23 protein-coding genes are annotated in these 26,455 nt (G+C 70.1%); 9 read left to right on the top strand and 14 right to left on the bottom strand.

The genetic code is table 11. The annotated features are described in order from the left end of the window. Positions 1-3: 3 nt before the first annotated feature. The gene (locus FBY39_RS04800) at positions 4-543 is read right to left on the bottom strand and encodes a universal stress protein (RefSeq protein WP_141930650.1); all 540 of its coding nucleotides are present in this window, start codon (positions 541-543) and stop codon (positions 4-6) included. A 160-nt stretch (positions 544-703) separates the two neighbouring features. Here FBY39_RS04800 and FBY39_RS04795 point away from each other — a divergent pair, with 160 nt between their 5' ends. Then, positions 704-889, top strand: coding sequence for a DUF3073 domain-containing protein (locus tag FBY39_RS04795; protein ID WP_141930648.1), 186 nt, complete (start codon positions 704-706; stop codon positions 887-889). A gap of 368 nt (positions 890-1,257) precedes the next feature. Here FBY39_RS04795 and purF read toward each other — a convergent pair whose 3' ends face one another. Then, positions 1,258-2,718, bottom strand: coding sequence for an amidophosphoribosyltransferase (gene purF / locus FBY39_RS04790; protein WP_141930647.1), 1,461 nt, complete (start codon positions 2,716-2,718; stop codon positions 1,258-1,260). A 6-nt stretch (positions 2,719-2,724) separates the two neighbouring features. Continuing rightward, positions 2,725-3,855 (bottom strand): phosphoribosylformylglycinamidine cyclo-ligase, encoded by a 1,131-nt coding sequence (gene purM, locus FBY39_RS04785; RefSeq protein ID WP_141930645.1) that lies wholly within the window; start codon positions 3,853-3,855, stop codon positions 2,725-2,727. A gap of 86 nt (positions 3,856-3,941) precedes the next feature. Here purM and FBY39_RS04780 point away from each other — a divergent pair, with 86 nt between their 5' ends. Further along, positions 3,942-4,544 (top strand): zinc-binding alcohol dehydrogenase, encoded by a 603-nt coding sequence (locus FBY39_RS04780; protein WP_141930643.1) that lies wholly within the window; start codon positions 3,942-3,944, stop codon positions 4,542-4,544. Between the two features lie 3 nt (positions 4,545-4,547). Here FBY39_RS04780 and FBY39_RS04775 read toward each other — a convergent pair whose 3' ends face one another. Both FBY39_RS04775 and FBY39_RS04770 read right to left on the bottom strand, forming a co-directional pair. After that, entirely contained in the window at positions 4,548-4,922 is a 375-nt protein-coding gene (locus FBY39_RS04775; RefSeq protein WP_260837445.1) for a potassium transporter Trk, read from the bottom strand. Between the two features lie 71 nt (positions 4,923-4,993). Then, entirely contained in the window at positions 4,994-9,007 is a 4,014-nt protein-coding gene (locus FBY39_RS04770; protein WP_141930642.1) for an HtaA domain-containing protein, read from the bottom strand. Positions 9,008-9,138: 131 nt separating this feature from the next. Here FBY39_RS04770 and FBY39_RS04765 point away from each other — a divergent pair, with 131 nt between their 5' ends. Genes FBY39_RS04765 through FBY39_RS04755 form a run of 3 tightly spaced genes read left to right on the top strand, consistent with a single transcriptional unit; the run spans position 9,139 to position 12,100 of the window. Continuing rightward, positions 9,139-10,257: a hemin ABC transporter substrate-binding protein gene (locus tag FBY39_RS04765; protein ID WP_141930640.1), complete on the top strand. Its 1,119-nt coding sequence runs from the start codon at positions 9,139-9,141 to the stop codon at positions 10,255-10,257. Further along, positions 10,254-11,327: an iron ABC transporter permease gene (locus FBY39_RS04760; protein ID WP_141930638.1), complete on the top strand. Its 1,074-nt coding sequence runs from the start codon at positions 10,254-10,256 to the stop codon at positions 11,325-11,327. Before FBY39_RS04765 ends, FBY39_RS04760 begins: the two co-directional genes overlap by 4 nt. Further along, entirely contained in the window at positions 11,324-12,100 is a 777-nt protein-coding gene (locus FBY39_RS04755) for a heme ABC transporter ATP-binding protein (RefSeq protein ID WP_141930636.1), read from the top strand. The genes FBY39_RS04760 and FBY39_RS04755 overlap by 4 nt, the downstream gene beginning before the upstream one ends. Positions 12,101-12,266: 166 nt before the next feature. Here FBY39_RS04755 and FBY39_RS04750 read toward each other — a convergent pair whose 3' ends face one another. Genes FBY39_RS04750 through FBY39_RS04740 form a run of 3 tightly spaced genes read right to left on the bottom strand, consistent with a single transcriptional unit; the run spans position 12,267 to position 15,684 of the window. Next, a complete protein-coding gene (locus FBY39_RS04750; protein ID WP_141930634.1) occupies positions 12,267-13,499 on the bottom strand; it encodes a hypothetical protein in 1,233 nt (410 codons plus the stop codon). Further along, positions 13,496-14,587, bottom strand: a complete 1,092-nt coding sequence (locus tag FBY39_RS04745) for a hypothetical protein (RefSeq protein ID WP_141930632.1) — start codon at positions 14,585-14,587, stop codon at positions 13,496-13,498. Before FBY39_RS04745 ends, FBY39_RS04750 begins: the two co-directional genes overlap by 4 nt. Then, positions 14,584-15,684 (bottom strand): hemin ABC transporter substrate-binding protein, encoded by a 1,101-nt coding sequence (locus tag FBY39_RS04740; RefSeq protein ID WP_141930630.1) that lies wholly within the window; start codon positions 15,682-15,684, stop codon positions 14,584-14,586. Before FBY39_RS04740 ends, FBY39_RS04745 begins: the two co-directional genes overlap by 4 nt. A gap of 135 nt (positions 15,685-15,819) precedes the next feature. Between FBY39_RS04740 and FBY39_RS04735 the strand changes: the two genes are divergently transcribed. After that, positions 15,820-17,160 carry a hypothetical protein gene (locus tag FBY39_RS04735; protein WP_222115658.1) on the top strand — a complete coding sequence of 447 codons (1,341 nt, stop codon included), beginning with the start codon at positions 15,820-15,822 and terminating at the stop codon, positions 17,158-17,160. Positions 17,161-17,265: 105 nt separating this feature from the next. Then, positions 17,266-18,237 (top strand): WxL protein peptidoglycan domain-containing protein, encoded by a 972-nt coding sequence (locus FBY39_RS04730; RefSeq protein WP_160132933.1) that lies wholly within the window; start codon positions 17,266-17,268, stop codon positions 18,235-18,237. A gap of 89 nt (positions 18,238-18,326) precedes the next feature. Here the strand turns inward: FBY39_RS04730 and FBY39_RS04725 are convergent, their stop codons facing one another. Then, entirely contained in the window at positions 18,327-18,680 is a 354-nt protein-coding gene (locus tag FBY39_RS04725; RefSeq protein ID WP_141930626.1) for a sterol carrier family protein, read from the bottom strand. Between the two features lie 44 nt (positions 18,681-18,724). On the opposite strand from FBY39_RS04725, the gene purD reads away from it, so the two are divergent. After that, on the top strand, positions 18,725-19,996 hold the full coding sequence (purD, locus tag FBY39_RS04720) for a phosphoribosylamine--glycine ligase (protein ID WP_141930624.1): 1,272 nt from the start codon (positions 18,725-18,727) through the stop codon (positions 19,994-19,996). Positions 19,997-20,088: 92 nt separating this feature from the next. On the opposite strand, the gene FBY39_RS04715 is transcribed toward purD, so the two are convergent. The 3 genes from FBY39_RS04715 to FBY39_RS04705 form a co-directional block, all read right to left on the bottom strand. Next, a complete protein-coding gene (locus FBY39_RS04715) occupies positions 20,089-20,583 on the bottom strand; it encodes a hypothetical protein (protein ID WP_141930622.1) in 495 nt (164 codons plus the stop codon). 180 nt (positions 20,584-20,763) lie between these two features. Then, complete coding sequence (locus tag FBY39_RS04710; RefSeq protein ID WP_141930620.1) at positions 20,764-22,296, bottom strand: DHA2 family efflux MFS transporter permease subunit; 1,533 nt, start codon at positions 22,294-22,296, stop codon at positions 20,764-20,766. After that, on the bottom strand, positions 22,293-22,919 hold the full coding sequence (locus FBY39_RS04705) for a PadR family transcriptional regulator (protein ID WP_313901684.1): 627 nt from the start codon (positions 22,917-22,919) through the stop codon (positions 22,293-22,295). Before FBY39_RS04705 ends, FBY39_RS04710 begins: the two co-directional genes overlap by 4 nt. Before the next feature lie 65 nt (positions 22,920-22,984). Between FBY39_RS04705 and FBY39_RS04700 the strand changes: the two genes are divergently transcribed. Then, on the top strand, positions 22,985-23,932 hold the full coding sequence (locus FBY39_RS04700) for a phosphoribosylaminoimidazolesuccinocarboxamide synthase (RefSeq protein ID WP_141933894.1): 948 nt from the start codon (positions 22,985-22,987) through the stop codon (positions 23,930-23,932). Positions 23,933-23,986: 54 nt separating this feature from the next. Here FBY39_RS04700 and FBY39_RS04695 read toward each other — a convergent pair whose 3' ends face one another. Together FBY39_RS04695 and FBY39_RS04690 are read right to left on the bottom strand one after the other, a co-directional pair. Then, positions 23,987-25,564, bottom strand: a complete 1,578-nt coding sequence (locus FBY39_RS04695; RefSeq protein WP_141930619.1) for a hypothetical protein — start codon at positions 25,562-25,564, stop codon at positions 23,987-23,989. Further along, positions 25,546-26,316: an ABC transporter ATP-binding protein gene (locus FBY39_RS04690; protein WP_141933892.1), complete on the bottom strand. Its 771-nt coding sequence runs from the start codon at positions 26,314-26,316 to the stop codon at positions 25,546-25,548. Before FBY39_RS04690 ends, FBY39_RS04695 begins: the two co-directional genes overlap by 19 nt. Between the last annotated feature and the right edge of the window lie 139 nt (positions 26,317-26,455).

Raw genomic sequence — 26,455 nt, 5'->3', positions numbered from 1 at the left:
TCGTCAGGCCGGCCAGATCTCCTCGTCGTCGCTCACGGGTTCGCCCAGGGGCACGACGAGGATCGGTCGGGCCTGGCGGTGCGCGAGGCGCGCGGCGACCGAGCCCGTGAAGAACTCGCGGATCGACTCGCCGATCCCCCGCTTGCGCGTGCCGACGACGAGCAGCTTGGCGTCGAGCTGTTCGGCGAGATGCTTCATGGCGAGCGCGGGGTCTCCCACGAGCTGGCGGACGGTCCACACGAGATCGGACTTCTCCAGCAGAGCGGATGCAGAGGCGCGCACGTCTTCGAGCGCCGTCTCACCGGACGACAGGTCGATGTCGATGGGAGCGGAGTGAACGTACCCGTCGGGATCCTCGTACGTGACGAAACGGGTCACGTCGACGTGGACGATGACGAGCGGCGCGCCGAAGAGCTTCGCGTAGCGCGCTCCCTCTTTCATCACCCGCGGCGACTGGCCGGGAATGACGCCCGCGATGACGGCACCGTGGAAGGCATCGTCGGATGCATCTGCGCCATGGGAACCTGTCGCTGTCTCAGCCATAAGCATCCGCCTCCCGCGCCGCGCGGCGCCGCTGGTGAGCCGCCGGTCTACGGGGGCTCGCATGTTATTCTGAATGCTACTCTTCCCGGTCGTTCTACCGGATGCCGTTGCGGCGGGCTCGCGAACCAGCCTGCCACTCAGAAATGAGGGGGTCTCGCATATGGGGCGTGGCCGTCAGAAGGCGAAACACACGAAGATCGCCCGTGAACTCAAGTCGTACAGCCCGAGCGTGAACTACTCCGCTCTGGAGCGCGAACTCGGTCACCACGACGACGAGCAGTACGTCGACAAGTGGGCGGTCGAGGACGACGAAGAAGAAGACACGTACTCGTACCCGAAGACCTGACCGACCCCACGGTCACGCGACCTTCGTCGCGCCCCGGTCTCCCGCGCGCCACGTCGCCGGGAGGTTCGTCGTACCCTCCGGCGTCTGCGCAGTCTCGACCCCCTCTTAGCGAAAAGACCCACACCGCTGCGATATCAGCCTCGTAGGCGCAGTTCGGGTCTTCTCGGCCGTGATCGACGTCGGCCATCGCAGCACGCGGCGCCGGCCCCCGGTTCGCCGAGAAGACGCATAACGTCGACGGAGCCGCCGAAACCGTGCGGTTCGGGTCTTCTCGGCGGAAGTACGGCGGCCCGGAAGTACGGCGGCCGGAAGTACGGCGTCGGGAAGTACGGCGTCCGGGATGCCGCGGCGGGACGCCGTCGGCGGAGTCAGCTCTCCTGCGAGCCTTCTACCCACTCGAGGTACTCGGGAGACACGGTGCCGGTGATGTAGCGGCCGTCGAAGCAGCTCATGTCGAGGTCATCCACGTCGGAGCCCTCGAGGATCGCCGCCTTCAGATCCTCGACCTCCTGGTAGACGAGGTAGTCGGCGCCGAGCTCCTCGGCGATCTCGGGGATCGTCCGCCCGTGCGCGACGAGCTCGTGCCGCGAGGGCATGTTGATGCCGTACACGTGCGGGTACCTCACGGGCGGCGCCGCCGACGCGAACGTCACGCTCTTGGCGCCGGCATCCCGCGCCATCTGGATGATCTCCTTGGACGTCGTGCCACGCACGATCGAGTCGTCGATGAGCAGCACGTTCTTGCCCTTGAACTCGCTCGACATCGCATTGAGCTTCTGGCGCACGCTCTTCTTGCGCACCGCTTGGCCCGGCATGATGAAGGTCCGTCCGACGTAGCGGTTCTTGTAGAAGCCCTCGCGGTACTCGACGCCGAGCTTGCGCGCGACCTGCATCGCGGCGGGTCTCGACGAATCGGGGATGGGCATCACGACGTCGATCGCCTCGGGCGGCGTGTACTTCGCGATCGTGTCGGCGAGCCGGTCGCCCATGCGAAGCCGCGACTCGTACACGGCGATGCCGTTCATGATCGAGTCGGGACGCGCAAGGTAGACGTACTCGAACGAGCACGGCGCGAGCTTCGGATCGGCCGCGCACTGCTTCGTATGGAGGTGCCCGTCGAGGTCGATGAAGACCGCCTCACCGGGGAGGACGTCGCGGACGACCTCGAACCCGGCGTTCTCGAGCACGAGCGATTCGGATGCCACCACCCACTCGTAACCGCCGGACTCGGCCTTCCGCGTGCCGATGATGAGAGGGCGGATGCCGAACGGATCGCGGAACGCAAGCAGACCGTATCCGGCGATGAGCGCGATGGTCGCGTACGATCCCTCGACCCGCTCGTGGACCCGCGACACGGCCTCGAAGATCTGCGTGGGCTCGAGCTCCACGCCCGAGATCGCCGACTGGAGCTCGTTGGCGAGGACGTTGACGAGCAGCTCGGTGTCGCTCGACGTGTTGAGGTGACGACGGTCGTTGCGGAAGAGCTCCTGCGTCAGCTCCCGCGTGTTCGTCAGGTTGCCGTTGTGGACGAGGACGATCCCGTACGGCGCGTTGACGTAGAAGGGCTGCGCCTCTTCTTCGTTCGATGCGGCGCCCTTCGTGGCGTAGCGGACGTGACCGAGCCCGATCTCGCCCAGGAGAGCACGCATGTCGCGCGTGCGGAACGCTTCGCGCACCTGCCCCTTCGCCTTGGCGAGGTGGAAGGTCCCGCTCCGCTCGGCGGTCGCGATGCCCGTCGAGTCCTGTCCTCGGTGCTGCAGCAGCAGCAGGGCGTCATAGATCTCCTGGTTGATCGGGCCCTGCCCGACCATTCCGACGATGCCGCACATGGGGGGTTACTGTGCTCCTGCGTTCTCGCTGTAGGTGCCGACGAGGCGGACGGCGCCGCCGTCGACGCCCTTCGCCCCCTGCTCGAAGTCTCCTGCCGGACGCGCCCCGGAGTGGACGACACCGACCTGCCAGGTGGCGATGCCCTCGCTCGCGAGAGCGGATGCCGCGGCATCCGCCACCCGCTGATCGACGATCGCGAGGAACCCGATGCCCAGGTTCCATGTGCCTTCCGTCGCGGTCAGATCGAGCTCGCCGAGGTCTGCCAGCACGCGGAAGACCGGCGGCGGCGACCAGGTGGAGCGGTCGACCTCGACCCACGTGTCCTGCGGCAGGACGCGCGCGAGGTTGGCCGCGATCCCCCCGCCGGTGACGTGGCTGAGGGCGTGGATGCCGCCGTCGTTCCCGGCGATGACGCGAAGGAGCGGCTGCGTGTAGAGGCGCGTCGGCTCGAGGAGGACCTCGCCCCACGTCGCGCCGAAGTCGGCGGCGTTGTCGCCGTACTGGATCCCGGCCCCGGCGACGATGTGCCGCACGAGCGAGTAGCCGTTGGAGTGGAGGCCGCTCGAGGCGAGCGCCAGGACGACGTCACCGTCGCGCACTCGCTCGGCACCCAAGACGGCGTCGGCCTCGACGATGCCGGTCGCGGCGCCCGCGACGTCGTAGTCGTTCTGGCCGAGAAGTCCGGGATGCTCGGCGGTCTCACCACCGACCAGAGCCGTGCCGGTCTCGTGGGCGCCCTGCGCGATGCCGCGGACGATGTCGGCGATCCGTTCGGGGACGACCTTGCCGCACGCGATGTAGTCGGTCATGAAGAGCGGCTTGGCTCCGACGACCACGATGTCGTCGACGACCATGCCGACGAGGTCGAGCCCGATCGTGTCGTGCTTGTCGATCGCCTGTGCGATCGCGACCTTGGTGCCCACGCCGTCGGTGCTCGTCGCGAGCAGCGGCTTGTCGTAGCTCTTGAAGATCGCAGCGTCGAAGAGTCCGGCGAAGCCGCCGACTCCCCCGAGGACTTCGGGGCCGTGGGTGCGCCGGACGGCCGACTTCATCAGTTCGACGGCACGGTCACCTGCTGCCGTGTCGACGCCCGCGAGAGCGTACGGATCAGAAGCTGGGGATGCGTGGGATGCCACGGCCCCCAGCCTACCGCCCACACACCGGGCGATCGCCCCGACCGGCGCAGAAGCGGGGCCGGGAGGCCCGCCCTACAATGGGCGCCATGGGCGGGACGCCGGAGTGGCTGGTACGCGAGGACGCGGGTCAGGCGGTGCTGCTCGCGCTCTACCTCCGCCAGGTGCTCGGCATCCGGCATCCTGATGAGCTGCCGCCGTTGCGGAACGTCCCTTCCGCGCCGCCGGCCGAGTCGGCCGAAGGCGACGTGCTCGCGCGCCAGTGGCGCGGGTTCTGGGAGATGACGGTCGAGCCGCAGGCGCATCCGTCGCCGGTGCCGCTCGACCTCGTCGACGGGTTCGAGACCCTGCTCGCGCTGCCGGCCGAGGGGGCGGACGAGTTGCGCGCCGCGGTCGCGCCCTTCGCGGCCGACGCCGTCGCCTACGCCCGTGCGGCCCACGCACGATATCGACGCGATGTCGGCTCGGGCTCCGGGACCGCCTACCGCGCGTATGCCTCGGCGATCGCCGAGCATGAACGGCTCGTGGGCAGGCGCGCGCATTCGTTCGAGCTCAACGTGCAGGTGCTGCCACTCGCTCAGCGCGGCGTCTGGTGGATCGGAACTCTCACGATCGCCGTCACCGACGGTCTCCGGGGTGACATCGCGGCGTTCGACGCGGCGATCCATCCGATCATCGCGGAGCTCGCGTAGTCGCTACTCTCCGTGCACGGATTCGTGGTCGACCGTCACATCGCGCATGTGCCGCGACGAACGGCGGTCGAGGATGACCGCCACCGTCCCCGCGAGGGCGAGCCCCACCGGGATGCAGATGAGCGCGAGGAAGCCGAAGACCTGGCCCTGCGTGTAGATGAGTCCCGTGTTCGGGCTTTCGTCCGTCGTGCCCTGGAACGCGAACGTCAGAATCATCGCGACCACGAGCCCGAGCGCCGCGCCGAGCGCGAGGAAGACGGAGAACTTGGGTGCCCGCCGCACCTGGACGACCTCGATGCGGTCGGAGACGTGCGGCTGGGAGGGGGAACCGGATGCCGCTGACTCGGGTTCCTGCGGGACGTGCGCCGTGTCGGCCATACCCCCATTGTCCCACTTCGCGCGCCGGATGGCCCCGGTCCCTCGCGTGAGGGCCGGGGCCATCCGATCCGTCAGTCGTTGTCGCCCGCGTGGACGGCACGTCGGCGCGCCACCACGATCCACGCTGCGGCTCCGACCGCGAGGAGCAGCGCGATGCCGCCGATCGCCCAGGGCCACGCGGATGCGTCGGAGACGGGCTCGCTCGCGAGGGGCTGGGACTCCGCGGCCTCGGCGACAGGCTCGTCGTCGGTGATCGCCGCGACCGGCTCACCGCACGCGGCGTCGACGGGGAGGACAGCCGAGACGGCATCGAGCTCCTCGCCTGCCGGGTAGGTGCCGAAGGCTGAGGCACCGGCATCCGTCAAGGTCGCGGGAAGAGCGTCGAGCACGAGTCCGGCGTCGGTGATCTCGAGGTCCGGGAGGGCGAACTCGGCGAAGCGCACGCCCTCCTGTTCGACGGCGGCCCCGTCCTGCGTCGTGCCGGCGATGTCGACGACGACGTAGCCCGTGCCGCCCGCGAGCTCGATCCGTGCGTTGGAGAGGGTCGTGTCGAGCGCTCCCCCGTGGCCCGTGAAGCGGATCACCCCGCCGTAGGTCACGAGGCCCGTCCGGGTGTCGGAGTCGACGGAGCCGGTCCCGCCCGACCAGACGAACTGCGGGTACTCGTACACGACGTCGGTGAGCTCCCAGCCGCCGGCCGCGATCCCCTCGATGTAGGTGCGGAACGACTCCTTGAGGCCCCACGAGAGGCTCGCGTCTGTCACGACGCAGCCGTCGAGCGTGGCCGCCGCGCGGGCGAGGGTGAACCGGATGCCGCGATCCACCGATCCCTGGAACGTCAGGGTGTGCTCGCCGTCGGCGAGCGTCGCGGGCAGGGAGCCGGTCCACGTGGCTGTGCCTGTGGCATCCGCCGAGACCGTCGCGAGGACGACGGGGGTCGAGTAGACGACGACCAGGATGTCTTCCTCGTTCGGCTGGAACCCCGACGCCGACACTTCGGCGGGCTCTCCCGCTTGCAGCGCCGCGAGGGTCGCGTCGTCGAGGGTGATCCCCGTAGTCGCTGGCGGCGTCGCCGGCACGTTCGCCGCGCGGGAGACCGACGCCTGCTGTGCAGAGGCGACCGTTCCCGATGCGCCGGCGGGCGCAGCCCCGGCAGCGCCGATCGTGAAGGTCACGGGATCGAGCGTCGTCGAGGTGCCGCCGAACACCTGCGAAAGGCCCGCGGATGTGAGGGTCGCGGGGACACCCGTGAAGGTCACTTCCCCGCCCGCGCCGCTGCGTGCGGCTGCCGCGAGGTCGAGGTCGGCGAACCGCACTTGGGAGCCACCGCTCGTGACGTAGAGTCCGGCGCTCGTCGGCGACGTGACGCGGATCTGCGGGTTCGAGATCGTGACGTCGAGGATGCCGCCGTGTCCCGTGAAGCGCACGCCGCCCAGATAGGACACGGTTCCCACGCCGGTCGCAGGGTCGAAGGTCGATCCCTCGGCCTGGCCGAACTGGAAGAGCCCGCTGCTACGCGTCGCGCCGCCGAAGGTCGCGACGGAGCCGTTCGCGATGCCCGTGATGTAGTTCGTGAACCTCGACGACACGGCCCAGCTCAGCTTCCCCGCTCCGACCGTCGTCTGCGGCTGTGTCGGGACCGGGGTCGGCGTGGGGGTCGGGGTCGGGGTCGGCGTCGTACCGGGGCGAAGCACGTCCCACTGCGCATCCGTGAACTCGACGTCTGCGCGCGTGTAGATCGTGTCGGGACCGGGGTTCGTGTGCTGCGCCCACGCGATGACCTCGTACTGCTTCTCGGGGTCGAGGTCAGCGGTCGCCGCCTGCAGCTCGACCGCGAACGCACCCGCGAGGATCGTCCGCACGTACTGCATCGCGACGTACCCGCCGCTGCCGCTGACCGCGGATTCCGTGCCCTTCTCGATCATCGCGACATAGGCACCGGGGATCGCGCCGAACTCAGCGCCGCGCACCGCGATGCTCGCTCCGTCGGCCCGGGAGACGTCTTCGATCGCGATGTCGAGCGTCGGACCATCCGGCGCTTCCGCGAACGCGAGCGGAACGGAGAGCTCCTGAGCGGTGTTGGACACGCCCCCCGCGCCGTAGGTGTAGACGCCGTACGAACCGCCGAGAATCGGAGCATCCGTCTCGGATGCCGTCAGCGTCGTCGTGAACGAGCCGTCTGCGGAGATGTCCGTCCACTGGCTCCGGATCGCGGCCTGGTACTGCGTCGGCACCTGATCGAGCACGCTCTCGGCGAGCGCCCACTTCTGCGAGATCGCCTTCCGGGTGCTGGATGCGGCACCTGTCGACGGCTGCCACTGGTCCGCGAAGTGCCCGAAGACGACATAGGTGCCCTGCGGGAGGTTCGCGGGAATCGGGATGCCACGGCCTCCGACGTTCGAGGCGGGGTCGAAGCCCGTTCCCTTCACGACGAGCGATTCACCCGGCTCGACCGTTCCCGTGACGGGCGTCGTGCCATCCGCGCGGAAGACCTCGATCTCGGGCTCGAAGACAGGCGTCATGGAGAGGGGCGCGAAGAGCTCCTGCTCGCTGTTGGTCACACCGCCCGCGCCGTACGTGTAGATCCCGAACCGTCCGCCGTCGACGAGCGTCGCGGGCACGGTCGCCGTCAGCGTCGTCGTAAAGGAGCCATCGACGGAAACGTCGGTCCACTGCGCGCGGATCGCGCTCTGATACTGCACGGGAACCTGGTTCAGCACCCTCTCGGCGAGCGCCCACTTCTGCGAGCCCACCTTGCGGTTGGCCGACGCCGCGCCGGTCGACGGCTGCCACTGCTCCGCGAAGTGCCCGAACACGACATAAGTGCCCTGCGGGAGGTTCGCGGGAATGGGGACGCCACGGCCGCCGACGTTCGAGGCGGGATCGAAACCCGTTCCCTTCACGACGAGCGTCTCACCCGCATCGACCGTTCCCGTGACGGGCGTCGTGCCGTCGGCGCGGAACACCTCGATCGCGGGCTCGAACACGGGAGCGAATTCGAGGGGGAACGAGATCTCCTGGTCGGCATTGGAGACCCCACCGGCGCCGTACGTGTAGACGCCGTACGAACCGCCGTCGATGGGAGCCGCGGCCTCCGTCGCTGTGAGCGTCGTCGTGAACGAACCGTCGGGAGCGATGTCCGTCCACTGCGCGCGGATCGCGTTCTGATACTGGGCGGGAACCTGGTTCAGGACGCTCTCGGCGAGCGCCCACTTCTGCGAGACGACCTTCCGAGCGCTGGATGCCGCTCCCGTCGACGGCTGCCACTGCTCCGCGAACTGACCGAACACGACGTAAGTGCCCTGGGGGAGCGTCGACGGAATCGGAACGCCACGGCCGCCGACGTTCGAGGCGGGATCGAAGCCCGTGCCCTTCACGACGACCGTCTCGCCGACCTCGATGTATCCGGACACCGGCGTCGTGCCATCCGCACGGAACACCTCGATCGCCGGCTCGAAGACGGGCTCGGGCGACGCCGTCGGCGACGGGGATGCCGTCGGCTCGGGCGATGGGGATTCCGTGGCTTCCGGCGACGCCGTCGGCTCCGGGGACACCGTGGGCTCCGGGGACACCGTGGGCTCGGGCTCCGCCGCGGGAGGCGGCTCCCACGCGATGGCGGTCGAGGCGTTCTGGCTCGGGTCGGCGAAACCCTGGCCGTGCGCCTTCGACGTGAACGCGGCGTACGCGACCCCGTCGGTGTGAGCCGGAATCGTGAGGGTCACCGAGAACGATCCGTCGGGGTTCATGGGCGCCGTGCGCGCACCGCTCGCACCGCCTTCGGGGTTGCCGACCGCGACGTAGACGGCGTCGGAGCTGCCTTCCGCGTAGAACCCGGTCGCGGTCGCCGGACCGTACCCGACGTAGATGCCGGGCGCGTCGGTCGAGAATCCCGTTCCCGTGACCGTGATCGCGCCGCCCGCTCGGGGTGCCTCGCTCGCCGAGATCAGAGGCCCGGCCGCATGAGCGGGCGGAGCAGTGATCGCACCGGCGACGAGGAGAAGGAGGGCGAGGAGTGTCGCGACGGCAGCTCTGCCACGGTCGAGGACGGGGTGGGTGTGCACAAGGTCTCCGGGGTCGTCCGGCACACGCGCGAGGGCACGCTGCCGGCGCGTCTCTGCGATCGGGTGGATTCGAGTTTGAGGGTTGCCTAACCTAAACTCGCCTCGAACGTACGCGGTTTTCCCGGTCATCGTCAAGTTAAGGTTAGCCTCACCTCATGCGGTCTGCACGCGCCCTCGCCCTCCTCGCCACAGCTGCCCTCGTGCTCACGGGATGCGCCGCGGCGGGGGCTGTCGGCACCGCTCCCGTCGATGCAGACTGCCCCTCGGCGAGCGTCGCGCTGGCCGAGCTCGACCTCGCCCCAGACCCTCGCGCGGTCGAAGGGCCGTCGACCGCGTGCCTTCCCACGCGCGCGGTCGACGTCGTCGCCGACACGTCGACACCCGTCCTGCCCGTGACACTGACGGATGCCGAGGGCCGGACCGTCGAGGTGGCCGACACATCGCGCATCCTGCCGGTCGACATCTCCGGCACGATCGCTGCGACCGTGTTCGCCCTCGGGTTCGGCGATCAGGTCGTCGGCCGCGACTCGTCGACCGACTTCGCCGGCACGGATGACCTCCCCGTCGTCACGAAAACGGGTCATACGCTCAACGCCGAAGCGATCCTCGAGATCGCCCCCACGATCATGCTTACCGACACGACGATCGGCCCGAAAGAAGTGCGCCAGCAGCTGCGCGACGCTGGTGTCGCCGTCGTCGTCATCTCGTCGGACCGTCGGCTCGACACGACCGACGAACTCGTGACCGAGATCGCCACGGCCCTCGGTGCGCCCGCTCGCGGAGAAGCGCTCATCGCGCAGCTCGACGCCGACATCGACGCAGCGACGGCAGAGATCGCCGAGGTGATTCCGGATGCCGCGGCCGACCGCCCGCGCATGCTCTTCCTCTACGTGCGGGGCAGCGCCAACGTGTACTACATCTTCGGTCGCGACTCCGGTGCCGATTCGCTCATCGAGGCCGTCGGCGGGGTCGATGTCGCGAGCGAGATCGGCTGGGAGGGCATGAAGCCCCTCACGGCGGAGGCGCTCGTCGCCGCGCGCCCTGACGTGCTCGTCATGATGACCGACGGGCTCGCGTCCGTCGGCGGGATCGACGGGCTCATCGAGACCATCCCCGCGATCGCACAGACCCCCGCTGGCATCCACCGACGCGTCGTCGACATGGCCGACACCGCGATCCTGAGCTTCGGGCCGCGCTCGGCCGACATCATCCGTGCGCTCGCGCGTGCCGTCTACGCCCCGGCCGACTCGCCCACGGCCAGCGCGACGTCATGACGAGCGAGGTCGTCGTCCCCACTCCCTCGACAGCGCGCACGCCTCGCTTCGTCGTGCTGAGCGTCCTCCTCGCGCTCGCCCTCGTCGTGACCGTCGTCGTGTCGCTCGGCATCGGGCAGTATCCCCTCGCGCCCGCCGAAGTCCTCGGCATCCTGTTGCACTCCCTCGGAATCGATACGGATCTCGCCCCCGCCGCCCCGACGGCGGCCGGCGTCGTCATGGAGATCCGACTCCCCCGCGTTGTGCTCGGCCTGCTCGTCGGGGCGGCGCTCGCGGTGTCGGGCGTCCTGATGCAGGCGATCTTCGGCAATCCGCTGGCGGATGCCGCTGTCGTCGGCGTCTCGTCGGGTGCGGCGCTCGGCGCCGCGGCGAGCATCACGCTCGGGATCACGGCCGCCGGCATGTGGGCGACGCCCGCGTGGGCTTTCGTCGGGGGTCTCGCCGCCGTCTTCGCCGTCTACTTCGTGAGCCGGTCAGGCGGACGGACGGAGGTCGTGACGCTCCTCCTCACGGGCATCGCGGTCAACGCCATCGCGGGGGCGGGCCTCGCGTTCATGACGTTCCTCGGCACGACCGCGACGCGCGAGCAGATCGTGTTCTGGCAGCTCGGGAGCCTCAACGGCGCGCTGTGGCAGAACATCGCCGTTGTCGCGCCGCTCGTCCTGGTCGGAACCGTCATCGCTTTCGCCGTCTCGCGCCGCCTCGATCTCTTCGCCCTCGGCGAGCGCACGGCGCGACACCTCGGTGTGCGCGTCGAGCTGCTCCGCGTCGTCGTCATCGTCACGGTGGCCCTGCTCGTGTGCGCGGCGGTCGCGTTCGCGGGGATCATCGGCTTCGTCGGCCTCGTCGTGCCGCACCTCATGCGCATGGCGATCGGCCCGGCGCACCTTCCCCTCATGGTGACCTCGACGCTCGGCGGTGCGCTGCTGATCGCCCTCGCCGATCTCATCGCGCGAACTGCCGTACCGATGGCCGATCTTCCGATCGGGATGCTCACGGCCCTCGTCGGCGGACCCTTCTTCCTGTGGCTCCTCGTTCGGACGCGCCGCCGGGCGGGAGGCTGGGGATGAGCATCCGTCTGGAAGCCCGAGCGGTCACGGTCGTGCCCGACGGTTCGCGCCGCGCGATCCTCGAGGACGCGTCGGTCGAGGTGCACGACGGCGAGGTGCACGCCCTCGTCGGTCCGAACGGCGCGGGCAAGTCGACGCTCTTCGGCGTGCTCGCGGGCGACGTCGCCGCCACTTCAGGAGAGGCGCTCCTCGACGGCCGCGTGATCGGCGACTACCACGCGCGCGACCTCGCCCGCCTGCGCGCAGTCCTCTTGCAGCAGAACGCCGTGACCTTCCCGTTCACGGTGACGCAGGTCGTCGAGATGGGGCGGGCGCCGTGGCGGCGCACACCGCAGGAGGAGGACGACGACGCAATGATCCGGAAGGCCATGGACGACACGGATGTCACGGGCCTCGCCCAGCGCACGATCCCTTCGCTGTCCGGCGGTGAGCGCGCACGGGTGGCGCTCGCTCGCGTGCTGGCTCAAGCCACCGGCATCCTGCTCCTGGACGAGCCGACGGCGGCCCTCGATCTCAAGCACCAGGAGGACGTGCTGGCGATCGCCCGGCGCCGCGCCCGCGAGGGAGCGGCGGTCGCGGTCGTGCTGCACGACCTCAACGCCGCCCTGTCGTCGGCCGACCGCGTCACGCTGCTCTCGGCAGGCCGCGTCGTGGCGACGGGCGCCCCCGCCGACGTCCTGACGGCCGAGCGCATCGAGCAGGTCTACGACCAGCCCGTCGACGTCTTCCCTCACCCCACGACGGGCATCCCCCTCGTGACCCCCCGCCGCTGACCCACGTCCCCCTCCCCCTCCCCCTCCCCCTTCCCCCGCCCCCCTCGCCTCTTTCGTCGAGAAACCGCGATCTCGTCGACCCACCCCGTTCTTGCGCGCAAACGACGGGGTGCCTCGGCGACACGAGGGTTTGTCGACGAAAGAAAGGAGGGGTCTGGCGAGGGGGTCAGGTGCCGGGGCGCTGCCAGGGGAAGGCCTGCATGAGGTTGAGGACGGCGAGGATCGCGAGGCTCAGCGCCGCGGCTGTACCGAGGAGCGGCAACACGACCGGGTTCGCGCCGAACGCGGCGGCTCCGGGAATGAGGGCCTCACCCTGTGGAAGGAGCGTCGCGGTGTCGGCGAGCGGGAACACCGGCACGCCCGGCGCGATCGCAGGGGCCGGCGCGGAAGCGGCGACCGGCCGGGTGCGGATCGCGTTGCTCGGCGCAGGATCCGCACCGCTGGCCGCCGCCGGAGGCGTCACGGCGATCGGCGCCGCGGCGTCGTAGCTGATGTACAGCGTCGACGCCGGCTTCGCACGATCACGGAGACCGCCCGTCGTGACCCAGTACCCGGCCTGGCCCGTCAGCTTCTGGTACTCGACGAAGGATGCCGGGAACGAACCCCAGTACGCCGAGTTCGCGGCATCCCGTGCCACCTGCCCGACTCCTGACACCTCGACGCCGATGTAGAGCGGCTCCGTCGCGAATCCGCCCGACGAACCGGTCGCGGCACCCCGCACCTCGGCGAGGACGATCTGCCGCTCGGGCAGCGCCTCCCACTTCGACAGATCCTCCATCGACGCTCCGAAACCGCTCGCGGTCGCCGTCACCCGCCCGTTGCCGCGCGCGTCGAGCGTCAGGACGGGATCGGACGCACTCCAGTACGTCATGCCGCCGTAGAAGACGACCGTGAACGCGCCGCTCCAGCGGATCTCAATGCTCCCGTCGTCTGCGCGAACCCCCCTGCCGCCGTCGATGACGACCTGATTGCCGCTCGTCGACGTGACGGATGCCGCGGAGACGGCGTTCCCCGCCGGGTCGAGGCAGCGGTTGGCCCACGTCGCGAGGTCGTACTCGCCCGCGAAGTTCGGCTTCTCGATCCGCACGTCGCCGGCGACAGAGCGGTAGAGGCCGTGTTGCTCGGTCCACACGACTCCCCCGCGACCCGTGTCTCCCGCGCGCCCGGCGCTGAGGAAGTTGCAACCGCCGGCGTACGCCCCGGCGCCGGACTCGGCATTGAGCCCCCACCGGAACTGCGCGTCGTCGATCACGTCACCCTCGGAGGGCCCGCGCTCGGGCACCGTCACCCGGATCTCGCCGGGTTCCTCGACATCCGCCGCGATCGCTCCGGACGGCGCGAGGAACGCGAGGAGAAGGAGCGCTCCGCACGCGGCGGTGGCCGCCGTGGCGCGCCTCACGAACCCCCTCCTGCCACGACCGGTGCGCGCCCGGCCAACGCCGTGCGGCGCGCGCGACGCCGCACGAGCCCGCGCCGAAGCGACACGACGACACTCGCAACGATCAGCCCGAACGCCAGCACGACGCTCGATGCGAGCACGACGAAGAGCCACATCGGCGTCTCCGACCCGGCGACGGCCGGCGTCAGGGTGTCGGCGACGACGATCGTCACTTGCGTCTCTGCAACACCCCCGGATGCCGCGCCCGTGAGCGTCACGAGATGGGTTCCGCCGCGCACGTCCCGCGGCACGGGGAGCACCCCCGCGACCTCGCCCTGTGCGCCCGCGGCGAGCGGACCGACGGAGACGAGCCCGTTGTCGAGGGTCGCGACGATCTGCTCGCCGGGCGTGAACCCCTGTCCCGTGAACGCGATCGAGGTGCCGGCGTCGACGGTCGTGCTCGTGAGGCCGACGCGGAGGGCACCGATCGCCGCGGTCGCAGGAGCGGCTGCGGCATCCGTCTCGCCTGTCGCCGCACCCGCCGTCGCGAACGAGATCGGCGTGAACGTCTCGTTGTTGGCATTCTTGACGCCGTGCGCGCCGATCGTGATGATGCCGCACGTGACGTCGCGGCAGTCGACGCTCGACAGGTTGCCCGAGCGGTCGCGGCTCTCGAACACGGCGCCCGGCACGACCATCGACACGGTCCACGAGCCGTCGGCGGCCATGACGGCGTGCGCGGCCTGCTCGGTCTCGCTGCCGGGGAAGGCGACGAAGCGCTGGAAGCCCTGATTGTCCTGCGACTCCGAATCGGGCACGTACCGGAAGTCCTCGCCCACGACGCCGCCGCTGCTCGGCTTCCACGACGCTCCCTGCGGGTCGTCGACCCACCCGAACAGCACGTAGACCCCGCCGAAGCCGTTCGTGATCGACTGGAACCCGCTGCCGCGCACGGTCAGCTCGGTCGCGTAGTCGGGGTCGGCGACGGCCGTTCCCTCCGGACCAGACACGACGACCCCCGCCGCCGCATGGGCGGGGAGCGCGGCCACGGTCGCAGCCAGCAGGACGGATGCCACGACGGCGGCCGCCCGGACGAGTATCCGCGTCATCGCGATGCCTCCTCAGGTGCGTAGAGCGCGACGGCGAGCGCGTCGAGCACGGATGCGGTGTCGGGGCCGAAGCTCAGAATCGTCGAGTCGGACATGTCGACGATGCGCTCGCGTTGTCCTGCCGACGTCTGCGCGACGGCGGGGATGTGCTCGACGAGACCCTCGACGCCGCCGACCGATTCGAGGCCCTTCGTCATCATGAGGATGACGTCGGGGTTCGCCGCGACGAGCGCCTCCGCCGTCAGCGGGCGCATGCCGATCCAGCCGTTCTCGCCGGCGACGTCGATGCCGCCGAGCGCTTCGATGAGGGTGTCGGCGCCGGATTCCTCGCCGAAGAGGTAGTAGACGCCGGATTGTCCGCGGACGTAGAGGAACAGCATCCTGAGTCGGTCTTCGGGGGCGGATGGCGCGACCTCGGCGATCTGCGCGACCTTCGCGGCGACCTCGGAGGCCGTGCGCTCCGCGAGCTGCGCCCCGCGATCGGCGACGCCCAGGGCGGAGGCGACCTGTCCGATGAGCCCGCCGATGCCGTCGATCGAGCGATGCGAGTCGACGACGACGACGGGGATCCCGATCTCGCGCATCTGCAGGATCGTGTCCCAAGGGCCCAGGCTCGTGTCGGTCAGGATGACGGTCGGCTCGAGCTCGAGGATGGCCTCGGCGTTGAGGTCGTGTCCGTTCTGCGTCACGAGCGGCCGATCGGAGATCTCGGGGAAGCCGCTCGAGATGTCGCGCCCGACGACGTTGCCGCCGAGGTCGAGCTCGAAAACGATGCGCGACAGCGACCCGTAGATGTCCAGCGCGAGGATGCGCGACGTGTCCGTCACGGTCACGACGGTGCCCTGCGCGTCGGTCACGGTTGCGGGAAGCTGCGGAGCGCCGCCGCCGACAGGGTCGAGTGAGGCGGATGCCGCGACGGCCGAGCTCGGACCCTCCCACGACCGCGGGTCGTCGAGAGGCGAGACGTCCGCGAGCGCCGGGGTCGCGGAGGCCAGGGCATCGGTGCGAAGGGCGGCGGCGTGGCATCCCGTCACGGAGAGTCCGACCGCCAGCACGATCGCGATGCCGCGCAGGGCGCGGCGGACAGGGCAACGCATGGAGACTCCTCGACTCAAGTTAGGTAAGCCTTGCTTAACTTCGCTGGCCGTAACTAAGGTAACCCTAACCGACGTCGTCACCTCATGAAACGGACGATGTCGGATCCACCTGAACCGATCCGAAAGGGATTCACCGTGCATTCACGCACTGATACGGCACATCGCAGGATGCGGCTTCTCGCCGCCGCGGGAGCCGTCACCGCGCTCGCTTTGAGCGGCCTCGCGTTCGCCGCCCCCGCGCAGGCGGCTGCAGCCGACGTCGACGACGCGACCCTCACGTGGGGCCTCAACGGCTATGCGCAACAGGGCATCTTCGGGCCCTGGACGTTCAAGGACCTCACCGGCGACGTGACGTACCTCGCCGGCGCGACGCAGACGGAGTACGTCACACCTGTCTTCCCCGCGACGTCCTTCCCCGCCAACGCCCGCAGCGGAGCGAACCCGAACGCCGTGAAGTTCAGCGCTGGCACGGGGACGGTCGACCCCGAGACCGGTGCGGCGGAGCTCTCGTGGGACGGTTCGTACACCGTCAACGCGTACCCCGCGATCTACAACGCGCCCAACGAGATCTACTCCGACCCGCAGCTCGTGGTCGCCGCAGACGGGTCCGGCGAGCTGACGTTCGACTTCACGATCGGCGCGGGCACCGACATGAGCGGCAACCCGTTCGAGGCGGCCGCGTTCGGCCGCGTGACCCTCGCGACCTTCAGCGCCGGGTCGATCAGCGGTCTGGACGAGGACGGCTTCCGTCTGAGCCCCGACTTCGAGGGCGTGGTCCTCGACGCCGCCGTCGTCCAGAACCAGACCCTCACGTGCACGGCCCCGAGCCTCGCCGGTGCGTGGCCTGCCGAGTTCGTCGAAACCCTCGTAGGCAACTCCGCCGGCGCGTCCGTCGCGTCGCACTTCTACTCGACGGGCTGCGGCGGCAACCAGGACCTGAAGCCCGCGCTGCCCATGGACATCGCCTTCACCGTCGCCGAGACCGAGGAGCCGGCATCGGATGCCGGTGACATCACCGTCGAGGTGCCGGAGGCCCCCGAAGAGCCGAGCGGCTCGTTCGGTTGGGCGTGGGCGACCGAATCGGCCGTCGACCTGGGCACCGCGACCGCCGACGGCGCGAACTTCGTCGCGACCGGAGCTCTCAACGACGTCGTCGTGACCGACACCCGCGCGGGCGGCACGACCCCGTACGGCTGGAGCATCTCGGGACAGGTCACCGACTTCGCCTCGGCGACCGGCTCGTTCAGCGCCGGCTTCCTCGGGTGGACGCCGAGCGTCGTCTCGGGCACCGCGACGGCGGGCTCCGCGGTCACCTCGACGCAGGTCGGCGGCACGGGCCTCGGCAGCGCGAGCGTCCTCGCGAGCTCGACCGCGGCCACGAGCGCGACGGTCGGTGCGGCGCTGTCGCTCGTCATCCCCGGCGCGACCGCCGCGGGCGACTACACGACAACGCTCACCCTGACCGCCGTCCAGTAAGCACGATCGCACTCACGGGGGCTCGGCGCGCAGGCGTCGGGCCCCCTCGCGCGGTCCGCCGCGGCATCCCTTCCGCTCGCCCCTATGCTCCCGAAAGCAGACCACATGCGCCGCCTCCTCCCCGTCGCCGCGGCCGTCGCGGCATCCCTCCTCTCACCTCTCGCGCACGCCTCGGCAGCCGACGACGCCACCCCGGCTGTCGCGTGGACCGTCGAAACCGTCGACGGCGTACACGGGACCGACCGCGCCAACTTCTCGTACGTCGCCGATCCCGGCGGGAGTTACACCGACGTGATGCGCGTGACGAACACGGGCACGACGCCGCTCGATCTCGCGGTCTACGCGGCCGACGCGTTCACGACACCGACGGGCAACATCGACCTCCACACGAGCGAGACCCCGTCGGTCGACGCCGGCACGTGGGTCGAGGTCGACATGCCGCAGCTCTCCCTCGCGCCGGGTGCGCAGGCGGATGTCGGGTTCACCGTGACGGTTCCCGCGGATGCCGCTCCCGGCGACCACTCGGCGGGTCTCATCACGTCGTTCCGCGGCGGCGGGACGGCAACCGTCGACGTCGACCGGCGCCTCGCGACCCGCATCACGGTGCGCGTCTCGGGCGAACTCGCCCCCGCCGTCGAGGTGACCGATGTCGCCGCGAGCTACCGGGCATCGTGGAACCCCTTCGAGCCGGGCGCCGTCGTGCTGGCCTACCGCGTGACGAACGCGGGGAACACGCTCGTGACCGGCGTGGACGCCTCTGCCGCCGCGGGACCTTTCGGCGCCTTCGGCACGACGGACGAGCCGGCGCTCCTGCCCGAGATCATCCCGGGGTCCACGATCGAGGTCGAGCGTGAGCTTCCGATGGCGCCATGGGGATGGGTCTCGGGATCGGTCGTCGTCGAGCCGGAGGCGATCGGCATCGGAGCCCGCGGCCTGGCATCCGTCGTCCACGACTACACGCTGCTCGCCGTCCCCTGGACGCTCCTCCTCGCGCTGCTACTCGTGGCCGCCACCGTCGTCACGCTCGTCGCGCTCGCCCGCCGCCGCACTCGCGCCGCCCCTCCCCTCGTCGACTAACCGCGATGTCGCCGAGACACCCCGTTGTTGTGCGCAAACGACGGGGTGTCTCGTCGAGATGCCGGTGTCTCGACGAAGAAGGGGAGGGGTCAGGGGCGGAGGGGGAGGAGGTCGGAGAGGTTGGCGCGGGTGCCTGACGCCGCGATGCGGCCCGACGCCGCAGCGTCCGCCCAGTGCTCTTCGCCGAGGGCCAGCGCGATCCACGTCGCGGAGTCGGTCTCGACGACGTTGGGCGGCGTGCCGCGGGTGTGACGCGGACCGTCGACGACCTGCACGGCGCCGAACGGGGGCACGCGCATCTCGACGGTGTGCCCGGGCGCCTTCTCGGCGAGGAGCTGCAGCAGGTACCGCACGGCCGTGGCGACATCGGTCCGTACCTCGGAACCGCCGCGCACAGCCGCGAGGGCGGCGCGGCCCTCGTCCGTCGTGATCCTGCGGGGCATGCCTCCACCGTAAGCGCACCGTCACCCCTCGGTAGGCTGGGCGGGTGAGAATCCTCGTCCTCGGCTCCGGCGCGCGCGAGCACGCCATCATCCTCGCCCTCCGTTCGGAGGAGAACTCGCACGAGATCTTCGCCGCCCCGGGCAACGCCGGCATCGCCGCCGACGCGACGCTCGTCGACCTCGACGCGAACGATCCCGGCGCCGTCACGTCGTTCGCGAACGAGAACGCGGTCGACCTCGTCGTCATCGGGCCCGAGGCCCCGCTCGTCTCCGGCGTCGCCGACGCGCTCCGCGAGCGCGGCATCCCGGTCTTCGGCCCCGGCAAGGCCGCTGCGCAGCTCGAGGGATCGAAGACGTTCGCGAAGCGGATCATGGATGCCGCGGGCGTGCCCACCGGCGGCGCGACGCGCGCCCATACGCGCGCCGAGGTCGAGGCGGCGCTCGAGGAGTTCGGCGCGCCTCACGTCGTGAAGGCCGACGGTCTGGCCGCCGGCAAGGGCGTCATCGTGACCTCCGACCGCGAAGCGGCCCTCGCGCACGCCGACACGTATCTCCCGAGCGGGCCGGTCCTCATCGAGGAGTTCCTCGCGGGCCCCGAGGTGTCCCTCTTCTTCCTGAGCGATGGCGACTACGTCGTCGCCCTGAGCCCCGCTCAGGATTACAAGCGCCTCCGCGACGGCGATGACGGCCCCAACACGGGCGGCATGGGCGCCTACTCCCCGCTCCCCTGGCTCGCCGACCGCTTCGGCAGTGAAGAGGCGTTCGTCGAGGCCGTCACGCGGGATGTCGCCCAGCCCGTCATCCGGCAGCTCGACTCCGAGGGCACGCCTTTCATCGGGCTTCTCTACGCGGGCCTCATCCTCACCGACGAGGGCATCAAGGTCATCGAGTTCAACGCGCGCTTCGGCGACCCCGAGACCCAGGTCGTGCTGCCGCGGCTCGTCGAGCCTCTGTCCGAGCTGCTGCTGGCCGCGGCATCCGGACACCTCGAGGATCAAGCGGCCCCGTCCTTCTCCGACGACGTCGCGGTCACGGTCGTCATCGCGAGCGAGGGATACCCCGAGTCACCCGTGACGGGGCGCCCTCTCGCGGGGCTGGCGGCCGCGGCATCCGTCGACGGTGTGCACCTCGCGCACGCCGCCACAGCCGCATCCGCCGACGGGCTCATCGCGACGGGGGGCCGCGTGCTCAATGTCGTCGCGGTCGGGTCGACCTTCCGTGAAGCACGCGAGCGCGTCTACCTCGCCGTCGACGCGATCACGCTCGAGGGCGGTCAGCACCGGAACGACATCGCGGCCCGCGTCGTCGAGGACTGACTCCGCCGTCATCCTGAGGAGATCGGCGCTCCTGAGGAGACTCCGCGGCGAAACGTCCTCACGATCGCGGATGCCCTCACGATCGTGCCCTGTCAGGATGCCGGGACGACGGCGACCCACGCGGCGTCGACGTCGTCGGTCGACCCGAGCATGACCTGCACGAGCCCTTCGTACGCCGACGATTGGGCCGGAAGGTCGTCCTCGACTCCGCACTCGAGCGTGCCGGACAGCAGCTCGCGCCCGGAGTCGCCGACGTTCGCGGTGATGAGCGTGTAGTCGACGCCGTCTCCGACGCATTGGCCCCGCACGGTGAACAGCACGTCCGCCGCCACCGCGTCGCTCACGATGCTCTGCACCATCGGTGAGTCGTCGGTGCCGCCGTCGGGAGTGAAGACGGCTCGGGCGATCTCGCCCTCGATCGTGTCCGGTACGGCATACGTCGATGTCGGACTCGGTGAGGGCGATGGAGAGGTGAACGAGGGCGACGGCGCCCCATCGTCGGCCGTCGGGCTGCATCCGGCTGCCGCCGTGGCCGTCAGTGCGAGGGCGGCGAGCGCCGCGGGGATACGTCCTCTGCGTAGATCCATGCCGTCGACGCTACGGACGAGCCCCTGCAACGGGTGAGGGGGTCGCGGGATGCCGCGAGAGCGCCTATCCTGCGCATTTCAGCCTGCCCGGGGCCCGCGCTTCTGAGGAGATCCGCGTTCCCGAGGACGTTCTCGACCCCAGCATCCCCTCACCATCGCGGATCTCCTCAGAAACGCGCGTCACTCGGTGCGGACAGGAGCCTCCCACGCCGCTGTCGAAGGAGTCGGTCGACGCAGGAAGAGCACCGCGACGACTCCGACGAGCATCACGGCGGCGGGAAGCAGGATGGTCTGCGCCATCGCCGTCGCGAAGGGTCCTGCGACGACGTCGGGAAGCTGACCTGCCTCGAACCCGCCGTCGCCGGCCCCGGGAAGGTTCGCCTCGAGGCGCGCCTGCATGAACGCGGCGATCGCGGCCGACCCGAGGACCGACCCGATCGTGCGCGTCGTGTTGTAGATGCCCGCGCCCGCGCCCGCCTGCCGCGGGGAGAGGTTCCGTGTCGCGGTCGTCGCGAGCGGGCCCCACATTCCGGCGTTGCCGATGCCCATGATGAGCGACGGTATGAGGAACGCCCAGATCGGGGTGTCGAGGTTCATGAACACCGAGTACAGGACGAGCGATCCGGCGACGAGCAGAAGGCCCGGCACCAGGAGGACGCGAGGGTCGGTGCGGTCGATCCAGCGCCCTGCGATCGGCGACAGCACGCCCGCGGCGACCGCCATCGGCACGAGGAGGAGCGCCGACTCCGTCGGCGTCAGACCTCGCGCGAGCTGGATGAAGAACATGAGCGGCAGCGACATGCTCGTGACAGTGAAGCCGACCGCCGCGATGCCGAGGTTCGCGACCGAGAAGTTGCGGTCGCGGAAGAGCGCCATCGGCACGAGCGGCTCGCTCTTCGTGCGGAACTGCTGCCAGATGAACAGACCGAGCACCGCGATCCCGACGAGGATGAGCCCCCACACCGTGACGGGTCCCCAGATGACGCCCCAGTCGTACGTCTGGGCCTCCTGCAGTCCGAAGACGATCAAGAAGAGCGCGACCGCGCTGAGGACGACGCCCACGAGGTCGAAGCGGTGCGGATGCTTCTCGAGCCGAGGGACGAGGATCCAGGCGAGCACGAAGCCGATGACACCGACGGGGAGGTTGACGAAGAAGATCCACTCCCACCCGAAGCCGTCGACGAGAAGGCCGCCCGCGAGCGGGCCGACGAGCATCGCGACACCCGAGGTGGCACCCCACAGGCCCATGGCCGCACCGCGCTGGTTCGGCGGGAAGGTGCGCGTGATGACGGCCATCGTCTGCGGGGTCATGAGCGCGGCGCCGATCCCCTGCACGGCGCGGAAGGCGATGAGGGCGCCGAGCGTCGGGGACAGCCCGCAGCCGAGCGAGGCGAGGGTGAAGATCGCGAGACCGACGAGGTAGATGTTCTTGGGGCCGAACCGGTCGCCGAGTCGCCCCGTGATGAGGAGGGGCACGGCGTAGGCGAGCAGATACGCCGACGTGACCCACACGACGTTGTCGAGGTTGTTCGTGTCGGGGTCGAGCGCCGCCTTGATGGCGGGGTTGGCGACCGACACGATCGTCGTGTCGACGAGGATCATGAAGAAGCCGATGACGAGTGCCCACAGCGCGGGCCAGGCGCTCCGGGGCGTGTTCTGTGCGGATGCCGCGCGGCGAGGTGCGGTCACGGAGCCGGTGGAAGCATCGGTCATCGCCGAGCCGCCTTTCGTTGGGAGAGATAGCGTTCGGATGGTGCGGCCTCGGGACCCCACGCGAAGTCGGGGTCGTCGAGTCGCTGGATGAGTCGTTCGAGCCACGCGACATCGGCGCCCGTGAGCTCCTCGTCGCGGTCGACCTCGAGCAGGTACTGGGCGGGGACGCCCTTCTCGCGGGCACCCCGATGCCCCTCGCCGAGCGCGACGTGCTTTGCGGCGAGCAGCGTGAGCCGCTGCCGGAGGAGCGAGACCGCTTCGGCGCGGTCGAGGTTGTGGGCTTCGGCGAGTGCGACGCGGAACGGCTCGGGCCGGTCGATACGGGGTAGTTCGCGGCGCACCCATTCCGTGACGGCCTCGGCACCGGCATCCGTCAGGGAGTACGTCGTGCGCTCGGGGCGGTTGCCGTCGCGGTCGACGCCGACTTCGGCGAGGAGCCCGGCCCGGTCGAGCCGCGCGACCGTGTGGTACATCGTGCCGTTGGTGATGGAGACGAGTCGATCGACGCGTCGCTCCCGCAGAAGACGGATCATCTCGTAGGGGTGCATGTCGCCCTCTTTCAGAAGCGCGAGCACCATGAGGGCGAGTGGCGTCAGCCGCGCGACGGCGTCCTTCACGATCACTCCATCTCGACTAGTCCACGTGGACTATACAGCTCTCGCGAGGTCGGGGCAAAGCGTCTGGAATGATGGGGCGGGTGACGGACTCCCCCGACCCCGCCTTCGATCTCGCCGGATGGCGCCACGTCTATTCGGGCAAGGTGCGCGACCTCTACCTCCCGGACGACGCCCGAGACACGGCATCCGCGCCGCACCTTCTCGTCGTCGCGAGCGACCGCGTGAGCGCGTTCGACCACGTGCTGTCGCCGGGCATCCCCGACAAGGGCGTGCTCCTGACGACCTTGAGCCTGTGGTGGTTCGACCAGCTCGCGGGCGCCGACGGCGGACGCGGCATCCCGAACCACCTCGCCGCTGACCACGTGCTCGTGGGCGACGAGGCCGTCAGCCTCATCCCCGACGCCGTGACCGGCCGGGCGATGATCGTGCGGAGCCTCGACATGCAGCCCATCGAGTGCGTCGTGCGCGGCTACCTCACGGGTTCCGGCTGGGCCGAGTACCAGGCGGACGGCACCGTCTGCGGCATCCGGCTTCCCGCCGGACTCGGCAACGGCGACCGTCTGCCCGCGCCCATCTTCACGCCCGCGTTCAAGGCTCCGATGGGCGAGCACGACGAGAACATCTCGTTCGATCAGACGGTCGAGATCGTCGGCGCCGAACGGGCCGAAGAGCTGCGCGACCTCTCGCTCGAGATCTACGAGCGCGCCGCCCGCGCCGCCGAAGCGCACGGGCTCATCCTCGCCGACACGAAGTTCGAGTTCGGCCTCGACGACGAGGGCGTCATGACTCTCGCCGACGAAGTGCTCACGAGCGATTCGTCGCGCTACTGGGATGCCGCGGCCTGGGCTGTCGGCACGACGCCGACCGAGCGGATGGCGAGCTTCGACAAGCAGATCGTGCGCGACTGGCTCGCCGCCGAGTGGGACAAGACCGGCGAGCCCCCCGCACTTCCGACCGAGATCGTCGAGCGCACGAGTGCCCGCTACCGCGAGCTGCTCGAGCGCCTGACGGGCGCCTGATCAGGCGTTCTTCATCGCCCGCGCCGATAAGGCATTTTTCATCGCCCGCGCCGATCAGGCGTTTTTCATCGCCTTGAGGCGCGAGAGCAGCACGGGTCCCGTGCGGTCGAGCATCCGTCCTCCCACGCTGATTCCGACGAAGAGCAAGACGGCTCCCAGCACGAGGCCCGCCGCAAGCGCGATCCAGTTCAGCATCGCGCTCTCCGTGAAGAACCCGATGAGCCCGACGACGATCGACGGCGACGCGAGCAGAAGCGCGACGCCCCAGACGGCGAACACGCTGAGCCCCTGAAGCAGCGTCGTTCCGGGGACGCGCTTGAAGGCGCTGTCGCCCGATGCCGGGACCGGCACGACGATGCGCGCCGAGGTGACGGCGCACACCCCGTACGACGTGAGCAGCAGACCGAGCGACATCCCGAGGACACCGGGGAACCGCGTCCACTCGCCCGACAGGGCGAACGGCACGATCGCCGCGACGAGAGTGAGGGGGACGGCGATGACGGATGCCGCGAGCACGCGTCCGATCCGGTCGGCTCGGCCGGGCGCACCCGTCGCGACCTCGGTTCCGAACGCCGTGCCGTCGTACGAGATGTCGGCGTAGAGCGCGATGCCGAAGAGGAAGGCGACGAACGGCGCGGTGAACCCGAGGGCCGAGAGCACATCGCCGTCGCGGGCGTAGAACCAGATCAGGACGGGCACGAGCGGGACCACGATGAGCTGGCGGAGGTACCTCGGATCGCGGAGCCAGTAGGTGAGCGAGCGCGCGAAGATCGCGCCGGCGGGTCCTGTGGGGACGCGTCCGAACAGCCCGAGCTTCCCCGGCTCGACCGCCGCGGCAGACGACTGATGCGGGCTCGTGAGCGACTCCGCGAGGGACCAACGCCAGAGCGCCCACAGGAGCGCGAGCGTCGCGAGCGCGATGACGAACTTCGCTCCCGCGGCGAGCCAGTCGCCGCCGGCGACGTCGGCCGGGACGGCCCACGCGGCGCCGATCGGCGTCCACCCGAGCACACGGACCACGACCGTGACGGTGTCGAGGTTGAGCGCGAAGCCCGTCGCGACGCCGGCGATGATGGGGCCGGCGAGCATGAGCGGGATGAAGACGAGGATGCCGGATGCCTCGCGGAATCGCCGTTTGCCGCCGAGACCCGACGCGAGTGAGGCCATCGCCCGAGACGCGACGACCGCCGTGAAGACGGCCAGCGGAATGCAGACGATCGCCGCGATGATGGCGATCGGCCAGTGCGCCCAGGTGATGAGCGTGCCGAGCGCGGCGACAGACGTGATGATGCCCGGGATGCCGGTCACCCCGGCGAGCGCGAGCGCGACCATCATGCGCCCGAGCGGCATGGGGAAGACGAGAAGTCGGCTGGGGTCGAGAGTCGTATCCACACCGAAGACGAAGAGCGGCCCCAGCACCCATCCGAGGGTCACGAGCGAACCGACACCCGTGATGACGAGACCGGCGGTCGCGAGGTCCGCCGACCCGAGGAAGAACAGCCCGATGAGCACGCCCGCGAGCACGCCGAGACCGTAGAGGGCGCCGAAGATGAATCCGACCAGCTGCCAGGGGCTTCGCGCGAGCTGATTGCCCAGGACGCGGAAGCGCAGCTTCAGGAGTGTCGCAACCATTCCGGCCCTTCCGTGTGGCGGCGGCCTCCGACGAGGTCGACGAAGCGGTCCTGGAGCGACTGCCCGGCACGGACCTCGTCGACTGTTCCGGCGACGAGGAGCTTGCCCGCGCCGATGATCGCGACGTGATCGCACATGCGCTGCACGAGGTCCATCGAGTGGCTCGAGACGATGACGGTCCCACCCGAGCGCACGTAGCCGACGAGGATGTCCTGGATGTTCGCCGCCGAGACGGGGTCGACCGACTCGAAGGGCTCGTCCAGCACGAGAAGGCGTGGTGCGTGCACGAGCGCACATGCCAGCGCGATCTTCTTCGTCATGCCGGCCGAGTAGTCGACGACCATCGTGCCCGCGGCATCCGTCATGTCCAGGAGCGCGAGGAGGTCCTGCGTGCGACGCGCGACCTCCTCCTGGGGCAACCCGAAGAGGAGGCCGTTGTACGTCACGACCTGCTCGCCCGTCAGGCGGTCGAAGAGCTTGACGCCGTCGGCGAGGTTGCCGAGCATCGCCTTCGCCTTGACGGGCTCGCGCCACACGTCGACGCCGTGCACGGTCGCCTGCCCGGCGTCGGGCACGAGAAGCCCCGTCGCCATCGAGAGCGTCGTCGTCTTCCCCGCCCCGTTGGGGCCGACGAGACCGTAGAAGGAGCCCGTGGGAACCGTGAGGCTGATGCCGTCGACGGCGACCTTCTCACCGAAGCGCTTATGGAGTCCGGTCACCTGGAGGGCGGCATCGTTGCTGGGGGCGGCCATCGGTTGGGGCGGCAGGGCTGGTTCAGTCACATCGTCTCCGTACATCGCTATGCCGAGGGATGCCGCGGCCCGGGGCAACGGCATCCCCCACCCTTTCGGAGCGGGGCGTTCATCGCAAACCCTTGCCCTCGCTAGGGTG

The organism is Microbacterium sp. SLBN-146 (genome assembly GCF_006715145.1).
Classification (GTDB): Bacteria; Actinomycetota; Actinomycetes; order Actinomycetales; family Microbacteriaceae; genus Microbacterium.
The sequence above is the reverse complement of the archived record's forward strand: the minus strand, read 5'-3'. Positions and strand labels throughout refer to the sequence as shown.